6 protein-coding genes are annotated in these 8,296 nt (G+C 68.6%); 2 read left to right on the forward strand and 4 right to left on the reverse strand.

Features of this window, described 5'->3' with window-relative positions; genetic code table 11:
- Positions 1–24 precede the first annotated feature (24 nt).
- From NQ038_RS13625 to aceA, 4 genes are all read right to left on the reverse strand, one after another.
- The gene (locus NQ038_RS13625; RefSeq protein ID WP_257062818.1) at positions 25–1,059 is read right to left on the reverse strand and encodes an inositol monophosphatase family protein; all 1,035 of its coding nucleotides are present in this window, start codon (positions 1,057–1,059) and stop codon (positions 25–27) included.
- A 29-nt stretch (positions 1,060–1,088) separates the two neighbouring features.
- On the reverse strand, positions 1,089–1,439 hold the full coding sequence (locus NQ038_RS13630; protein WP_257049412.1) for a hypothetical protein: 351 nt from the start codon (positions 1,437–1,439) through the stop codon (positions 1,089–1,091).
- A 133-nt stretch (positions 1,440–1,572) separates the two neighbouring features.
- Positions 1,573–3,429, reverse strand: coding sequence for a malate synthase (locus tag NQ038_RS13635; protein WP_257059710.1), 1,857 nt, complete (start codon positions 3,427–3,429; stop codon positions 1,573–1,575).
- Positions 3,430–3,701: 272 nt separating this feature from the next.
- Entirely contained in the window at positions 3,702–4,979 is a 1,278-nt protein-coding gene (gene aceA, locus NQ038_RS13640) for an isocitrate lyase (protein ID WP_257049410.1), read from the reverse strand.
- A 257-nt stretch (positions 4,980–5,236) separates the two neighbouring features.
- Between aceA and NQ038_RS13645 the strand changes: the two genes are divergently transcribed.
- Complete coding sequence (locus tag NQ038_RS13645) at positions 5,237–6,688, forward strand: helix-turn-helix transcriptional regulator (protein ID WP_257062819.1); 1,452 nt, start codon at positions 5,237–5,239, stop codon at positions 6,686–6,688.
- Positions 6,675–8,111, forward strand: a complete 1,437-nt coding sequence (locus NQ038_RS13650; RefSeq protein ID WP_257062820.1) for a site-specific DNA-methyltransferase — start codon at positions 6,675–6,677, stop codon at positions 8,109–8,111. Before NQ038_RS13645 ends, NQ038_RS13650 begins: the two co-directional genes overlap by 14 nt.
- The last annotated feature ends 185 nt before the right edge of the window (positions 8,112–8,296 follow it).

Genomic DNA, 8,296 nt, shown 5'->3' on the forward strand with positions numbered 1-8,296 from the left:
GCGCTGGGAGGGTGTCCGATCCGCTCAGTCCTGTAGGCAGGATTCGATGAAGGCGAAGCGCTCCGGGGTGTCCGCTGCGATGCAGTAGTCGTCGTAGGCGTGGGGGCGGCGCACCTGCAGCCCGGCCTGCTCGGCGATCACCGCACCTCCGGCGAAGTCGTAGACGCCCAGGCCGCGCTCATAGTAGGCGTTGACACGGCCTTCGGCTGCCAGACACAGATCCATGGCGGCGGAGCCCAGCCTGCGGACATCGTCGAAGTCCGCCATGATGCGACCCAGTTCCGCCAGCTGGCGGGTCCGCAGCTCGGGCGAGTAATTGAAGCCGGTGGCCGCGAGTCGCCCGCGCCGTCCCACAGGTGTGCCGTGCAGACGTACGGGGTCGCCGGCGGGTGGGAGCTTCCAGGCACCAGCCGGAACTCCTGCACCAGCCGGATCCGGGGCCTCGGCGAACCATACGGTGTCCAGTGCGGGACAGGCGACCAGGCCCAGGACCCAGCCGGCCGATTCCCACACGGGACCGGACACTGCACCGCCGGTGGTCGCCGCGGCGCGAGTGCCGCCGGCCCCATCGGCCACGGCATCACCGCCGCCGTTCAGACGCCGCACGCCCACGGAGAAGCAGTGGTATTCGATCCCGCGCACGAAGTTCACGGTGCCGTCGATCGGATCGACGTGCCATTCGTAGCGGTCCGCACCGGCGGGTGACTGTGCCACGCCCGCGACGTCCGCCGAGCCTCCCTCGCTGGCCGTCACCGCGCACCGCAGGCGCGGGAGCAGTGCGGCGAGCTGGGACTCGTCGAGCACCTGTTCCAGGTCCAGCGCAGCAGCGCCCTCCTCGCCGATCATCACATCGCTGGGGCGCACGCGGACCAGATAGCCGCGCACCAGGGACTCGATCTCCTCATCGGCCGCCGTCACCAGGTTGTTCGGATCGTCCTTGGCCGTGACCTGTGAACGGTCCCAGCCGTGGGCTTCGATCCGCGCGCGCCAGTGAGCCTGCCGGGTCCCCGCGATGATCGCCAAATCGCAAGCGACCGCGAGCAGGTCACTGCCCTGCACGCGGTCGATCGTGGGAAACGGGACCGCGCTCAGATGGTCACCGGGCTGATCAACGGAATCCTCGCCGTCACCGCTGCCACAGGCTGCGCGACCGGTGCCTCCGCCGCTACAGCAGCTGCCACCGGCACCGGTGCAGCCGCCATCTCCTGCACGGAGGTGAAACCCTCCGAGCGGGCGTGGCGCCGGACGATCTCCTGCACCGCCTGCGACGAGGTGCCGACGGCTTCGGCGATCGCGGCATAGGTGATCCCCGCGGCGCGTGCCTGCAGAATAGACGAAATGTAGTTCTCGTTGACTACTGCGCGCTGTCGCGCTAGCCGGCGTACTGTCCGGACTACGGCTCTCTGCTCTTCAGAGAGCTCTTTGGCTCGTCGTGACATCTTCCACTTTCACCATGAAATCCAACTTTTGCGAACCCAGCATACCGCTTGAAACCCGGCCCGAGGAACACCCTTCCATTAGATTTCTTCCGCGCTCCCCACAAAGGTCAGGGACGGAGGCGTTCCGGGTCGTTCATGCCGCCTGTTCGCGCTTGACGCGCCAGTCGACGAGGAAGTCCTCATAGGCCTCGGTCGTGAGGAATCCGGGCATCGTATCGCCCAGCGCCGCGGCGGCCAGGACCTCGGCCGCGTCAGGGTAGTGGTCGGCCGGATGCTGGACGATCACGGCCAGTTCCTCGGCGGCGCAGCGGGCCACAAGTTCGCGGGTCACGGGGCGGCCGTCGGCCAGGGTCACGGAGTGGCGGATCCACTGCCAGATGTGCGCCCGGCAGATCTCCGCACACGATGCGTCCTGGTGCTGGCCATCCCATTCGATCATCCCGCGTCCCGACAGCCAGGCGTTGACATAGTGCAGGACCAGGCGGATGTCCGCGCGCAGCCCGGCCTCGGTCGGGTGGACGGCGGCGATGTCACTCACGTCGAGCAGGGCCCGGCGCAGCTGGGTCTCGCGGCCCTCCGGCGTGGTGGGGGTGGGACGGGGGTGCTCGGGATGCGGACCCGAGCCGGTGCCCTCAGCCGCGCCGCCCGCCGCGGCCTCGGCCCCGGTTCCCGCGCCAGAGAAAACGTGGCGGGCCAGCGGGACCAGCGCCGGGTGGGACACCCAGGTGCCGTCGAAGCCGAGGGCGCGTTCGGCCTCCTTATCGGGGCGCACGGCCAGGCCCTCGGAGGACTTGTGGCCGGGCACATAGGTCGACATGCCGCCGAGCACGGGGGCGCCACGGCGGTGGCACACGTCGACGATATGGCGCAGGAAGGCGCGCATGGAGCGGGCCTCGGGGCCGATCGCGTCGCGGTCGGGCAGGATGAACTCGCGGTAGTTCCGGAATTCGCGGATCATCGAGAAGATGTAGTCCCAGCGGCCGGTGGACAGGCCGGCGGAGTGTTCACGCAGTTCGTAGAGGATCTCCTCGGCCTGGAAGGCCGCCGTGACCGTCTCCACGATGACGCCGGCGCGGATCGTGCCGATCGGGATGTCCAGGGCATTTTGGGCGGCGACGAAGACTGCGTTGAACCAGGCGGCCTCGCGGGCGGCCTCGAGCTTCGGCAGGCAGAAGTAGGGGCCGCGGCCGGCGGCGATGAGTTCGTGCGCATTGTGGAACAGGTACAGCCCGAGGTCCACCAGGGTGGCGCTGGCGGCGAACCGGGTGCCGTGCTCGTCGACCCACTCCAGGTGCCGCTCCGGCAGGTGCAGCCCGCGCGGGCGCAGCATGATCGTGGGGGCCTGCTGCGGCCTGGCATAGGCGGTCTCCTGCCCCAGGCCCGAGGTCGGGAACGAGGTGCCGGCGCGCCGCTCGGTGCCGCGATGGCCGGCCAGGCCGGGGGTGCCGGCCTGCAGATCTCCGCGCACCGCCCGGTGCAGATTCACCTGGGCGGTCACGACATTGTGCCAACTCGGCGACATGGTGTCCTCGAGGTCGGCGATCCACACGGGGGCGCCCGAGCCCAGGGCGCGGGCCGCCTCGGCCTGGCAGGCGGGCGCCACGATCTCCACCCGCCGGTCCTCCAGGCCCGGCGCCGTGGGCGCGATCGTCCACTCCGGGTCGTGCCGGATGCCCGCGGTCTCCGGCTTGAAGCCGGGCATCCGGCCGCGGTCGATCGCGGCGCGGCGGGATTCGCGGTGGGCCATGACTTCGCGCCGGGAGGCGTAGAAGAGGCGGTGGAGTTCGGCCACGAAGTCCAGGGCGTCCGGTGTGAGGATCGAGTCGTAGCCGGGCTCCATCGGCCCCAGAATGCGCAGCGCGGTGCGCGCCTGCTCGCTTGCCGACTGCTCGGCTACGGGTCGCACGGCCGTCGGCGCGGCGGCGGGCTGTGCGGCGGCGGACCGAGGGCTCTGGTGGTCGGTGGTCTGTTCCGTGATCGTGGCGGACATCGGATGCTCCTGGAAAGGACGGGCTAAGTGGAAGTCGGTGAAGGTCGGGCTGCGTGGAGCTCGATGGGTTCTCGCCCGGTGCGGGCAGCGGGAACGCGGGCGGCGCCCGGGTGTAGTGCGCGAGGGTGTGGGGAGGGTGGGAAGAGAAAATGTCCGCGGGAAGGGTAAACCCTCGAAAAACCCTTCCCGCGGACAAGCCGGTGGTGCGACTTGAGAGCCGAGCGGTACGGCCCGACGCTCAAGCCGCAGAACTCAGAACTCGCAGATGCGCGTCAGAACTGCGCGGCCTCGGTCGAGTCCTTGAGCGCGGTGGTCGAGGACTGTGGGTTGATCGCGGTCGAGACCAGGTCGAAGTAGCCGGTGCCGACCTCGCGCTGGTGCTTCGTGGCGGTGTAGCCACGGGCCTCGGCGGCGAATTCGCGCTCCTGCAGTTCGACGTAGGCGGCCATCTGGTTGCGGGCATAGCCGTGGGCCAGATCGAACATCGAGTAGTTCAGAGCGTGGAAGCCGGCCAGCGTGATGAACTGGAACTTGTAGCCCATCGCGCCCAGCTCACGCTGGAACTTGGCGATCGTCGAATCGTCCAGGTGCGCCCTCCAGTTGAACGAGGGCGAGCAGTTGTAGCTCAGCAGCTGGTCCGGGTACTCCGCGTGGATCGCATCGGCGAAGCGCTTCGCGGCCTCCAGGTCCGGCGTCGAGGTCTCCATCCACAGCAGATCTGCGTACGGGGCGAAGGCCAGGCCGCGGTCGATGCACGGCTCGATGCCGTTGGTGACCTTGTAGAAGCCCTCCGCGGTGCGCTCACCGGTGAGGTACTTCTGGTCGCGCTCGTCGATGTCGCTGGTGATGAGCGTCGCGGCCTCGGCGTCGGTGCGGGCGATGACCAGGCTGGGGACGTTCTCCACATCGGCGGCCAGGCGGGCGGCGTTGAGCGTGCGGATGTGCTGCGCGGTGGGGACGAGGACCTTGCCGCCCAGGTGCCCGCACTTCTTCTCCGAGCCCAGCTGGTCCTCGAAGTGGACGCCGGCGGCGCCGGCGGAGATCATCCCGCGCATGAGTTCGTAGACGTTGATGGTGCCGCCGAAGCCGGCCTCGGCGTCCGCGACGATCGGGGCGAACCAGTCGTCGACGTTCTTGGTGCCCTCGGAGACCTCGATCTGGTCGGCGCGCATCAGCGCGTTGTTGATCCGGCGGACCACCTGGGGAACCGAGTTGGCCGGGTAGATCGACTGGTCGGGGTAGGTCTGGCCGGCGTTGTTGGCATCGGCTGCGACCTGCCAGCCGGACAGGTAGATGGCCTTGAGGCCGGCCTTGACCTGTTCGACGGCCTGGTTGCCGGTCAGGGCGCCCAGCGAGTTGACGAAGTCCTCGGTGTGGATGAGATCCCACAGGCGCTCGGCGCCGTGACGGGCCAGGGTGTGTTCCTCGATGAGCGAGCCGCGCAGCTTGACGACGTCTTCCGCCGTGTAGTCGCGGCTGGTTCCGGCCCACCGGGGATTGGTGGCCCAGTCGCTGCGCAGGGCGTTCGCATCGTGCAGGTTGTCGGTCATGTCGGTGCTCCTTTGTCGCTGTGAGGGTTGCGGTCCACGCCCCTGCACCTGCCCGTTCTCCGGGCCTTCCGACCCTGTTCTCCGGGATCGTGGGTAATCCCGTCGCCGGGGCCGAGGTGCATATCGTGTTCCGCTTGTGATTCCAGTCTGTGGGCCGCACCACCCCGATTTCGACTGAATTTGAGTGAAAAATTCGTTATTTTTCTACACACTAGAAAATGTGGTCTTCTACACAGATTCTTCGTAGGATTGGGGGCATGAACGACGAAGCCAAGGAGTCCACGGCCGGGCCGGATGCCCTGACCATCGGACGGCGCGTGCGCCACTTCCGCAAGGCCGCAGGACTGACCCTGACGGACCTGGGGCAGCGGGTCTCACGGGCGCCCTCGCAAATCTCGGCGATCGAATCGGGGCGGCGGGAGCCCACCATCTCCATGCTCCAGGCGCTGGCCACGGCACTGGACGTGAGCGCCGAGGACCTCCTCGACCCCACCCCCGTGGACCACAGGGCGGCCCTGGAGATCCAGGCCGAACGCGCACAGGCCTCGGCCCTCTATTCCTCCCTGCGCCTGCCGCGGGTCCGCACCAAGGCCCTGCCGACGGACGCGCTGGAGGCCATCGTCGGCCTACAGCGCGAACTCCAGACGATGGCGGAGACCCGCGCGGCCACCCCGGAGGAGGCCAGGCGGGCCAACCGCGATCTGCGGGAGCGGATGAGCAGGGCGCACAACTACTTCGGCGATCTGGAGGACCTGGCCGCCGAGCTGCTGGCCGTGGTGGACTACCGCGACGGCCCACTGAGCCAGCGGCAGGCCGCGGGGATCGCCAGTCATCTGGGCTTCGATCTGCACTACGTGGCCGATGTGCCGGCCTCGACGCGCTCGGTGACCGATCTGCGGGGCAAGCGGATCTATCTGCCCAACTCGGGGATGGGAGGACACGATCCGCGCTCCACCATGCTGGCGGCACTGGCGCCGATGATCCTGGGCCAGGAGAAGCCCAGGGACTATGCGGAGTTCCTGCGCCAGCGCGTGCAGGTGAACTATCTGGCGGCGGCCCTGCGGCTCCCGGAATCCGCCGCGGCGTCCCTGCTGAAGGAGGCGAAGAAGAATCGCCGAATTTCCATTGAGGAGCTGCGCGATCATTTCGGCACGACCTATGAGACCGCGGCCCACCGGTTCACAAATCTGGCAACCGAACACCTGGGCCTACGCGTGCACTTCATGAAGGTCCAGACATCCGGAGCGATCCACAAGGTGTACTCGAACGACGGACTGCCCTTCCCCACCGACCCCCTGGGTGCCGTGGAGGGCCAGTACGCCTGCAAGCGCTTCACCTCGCGCCAGGTCTTCAAGGTCGCCGACCGCTTCAGCCCCTACTATCAGTACACCGACACCCCCGTCGGCACCTATTGGTGCACCGCCCGGGTACTGCCAGAGGACAGCGACTTCGCGGTGAGCGTGGGCGTGCCGTTCAACGAGGTGCGCTGGTTCGAGGGCAGGGAGACCCCTATCCGGTCCCAGTCGCGCTGCCCCGATCCATCCTGCTGCCGCGCGGCGCCGGCCGAGCTGGAGGCAACCTGGGGGACTCAGTCCTGGCCCCAGGCCAAGATGCACGCCTCACTGTTGGCCGCCGTCCCGCCCGGGGCCTTCCCCGGGGTCGACCCGACCGAGGTCTACGAGTTCCTGGAGCGCCATGCCGAGGACTGAGGATGCAGGGCCGACTGCAACCGGCGGGGTCGTCTTCGACTGGGCCGGACGCGCCGCGGCCGAGGCCCTGGCCGGGACTGCGCGCCGCGCGCGGGTAAGCGAACCGCGCCGCGGACCGCACGCCGGAGCTGAAGCCGACGGGGACCTCGGCGCAGACACTGTTTCACGTGAAACGAAGCGGGTCCGGCCGCTGGCCCGGCCGCTGTCGCAAGCCGAGGACACACTCATCGAGGGCGACAATCTGGAGGCCCTGAAGCTGCTGCAGGACACCCACGCCACGGCTTTCAAGGTCGTTTACATCGACCCGCCGTACAACACGGGCTCGCGCCTGAGCTACCACGACAGGGCGGGGCGGACCGCGGGCCGACGGGCCGGAGGCACCAAGGACCATGCGGCCTGGCTGAACATGATGCTGCCCAGGCTGCTGCTGGCCCGCCGGCTGATGCGCGCTGACGGGGTGTTCTTCGCCTCGATCGACGACGGCGAACTGGCCTATCTGACCATGCTGGGCCATCGGGTGTTCGGCGAGGAGAACTTCCTGGGCGCCTTCGTCCACCAGCGCGCCAAGGGTGGCGGGCAGGCCAGGTTCTTCATCCGGGGGCATGACTATGTGCTCGCCTGGGCGCGCGACATCGCGCAGGCCGGGCCCTTTCTGGGGCCCAAGAAACCCCCGGCCAAGTACGAGGACATCGACGGGCGGCGCTATCTGGTCGACGACGATGTGCTGCGGGTGAGCTTCGGGAAGTACACCAGGGGAACCGAGCGCAGGCTCATGTACGAGGACATCCTGGCGGTGCGCGGTGCGGCGAAACTGCGCCAGGTCGATGGCTGGCTGGCCGCCGGCACCCATGTGCTGCGTGCCTGGGGCGAGCCAGGCGCCGACGGCACGGCCAAGCACGCCGTGGTCAAGCTGACCCCGGCCGAGCAGGCCTCGTCGAAGCTGTACTCGATCATCAGGGCCCTGGGGGAACAGGGGCGCAATGCGCTCAGCACCCTGGGCCTGGGCGGGCTGTTCTCCTATCCGAAGCCGGTGGAGCTGATCAAGGACCTGGTGCTCTCACAGACCTTCGCCGACCGCGATGCGCTGGTGTTGGACTTCTTCGCGGGCTCGGGGACCACTGGCCAGGCGGTACTGGAGCTCAATGCGGCAGACGGCGGGCAGCGGCGCTTCGTGCTCGTCCAACAGCCCGAACCCCTGCGCCCGGCAGCCGGAGCGCGGGTGGGTGGTGAAGGAGTGCGGAGCCCCCGCGGCGCGGAGGCCTCGGAGGAAGCGGACGCCGCGGAGGAAGCGGAGGCCGCGGGAATCACGACGATCAGCGAGCTCATGCGCGAGCGCATCCGCAGGGTTGCGCAGAGTACGTACGGGGAATCGCCTGAGGATTCGCGCCGCTCCCCCACCTTCCGCGATATCCGCCTGGGGTGATTCCCACTCGATGACCCGGGCCATCACCCAGTGACCGGTTCATGCAGGTTCCGGGGCGTGTCATGTCTCAGGACATCGGGGCCACGTGATGTCTCAACCAGGTGTGTCCATTGATGTCTCATGACTTCGTGTCCATCTCGGGTCGATGCGTGTATTTCGGATCGTTGAGGAATCCTCTGGGGCGT

This window comes from Brevibacterium sp. 50QC2O2, assembly GCF_024580675.1.
GTDB classification, from domain to species: domain Bacteria; phylum Actinomycetota; class Actinomycetes; order Actinomycetales; family Brevibacteriaceae; genus Brevibacterium; species Brevibacterium moorei.